The 338-nt window shown below is 56.8% G+C and carries 1 protein-coding gene; it reads right to left on the bottom strand.

Annotated features, from left to right (window positions below):
- Positions 1 to 311: hypothetical protein (locus Q4563_RS17760; RefSeq protein ID WP_303605444.1), on the bottom strand; the 311-nt coding region annotated here is incomplete at its 3' end.
- Positions 312 to 338 lie beyond the last annotated feature (27 nt).

The following is a 338-nucleotide window of genomic DNA, read 5'->3' as shown; positions in this document are numbered from 1 at the left end:
TCCAGAGACAGATCGGCAAAAAAATGCTCAAGCGTCAGCTGGCGCATATCAGGCAGCCAGATCCAGCTGTCATCCTGACTCTGGGTTACCCAGCCCGCCAACTGAAAACGCTTCAGCAGCGCCGACAATTCCGCGGCCGGAATCCTGCGCAAACGGCGGCGCAATTCGTTTTCAGTCATGCCTTTTCCCCCTTGTTGTCCCTGATACAGGGTCGCTGCCAGCGCCAGCCGTTGCCGTAATGGGTCTTGCGATGAAAGCGACTCCGGATGACTGAGCGCATACGTCAGCTCCGCCCCAAACAGCAGCAACATCCAACTGAGATACGTCCACAGCAGAAA

The organism is Gilvimarinus sp. 1_MG-2023 (genome assembly GCF_030548285.1).
The sequence above is the reverse complement of the archived record's forward strand: the minus strand, read 5'-3'. Positions and strand labels throughout refer to the sequence as shown.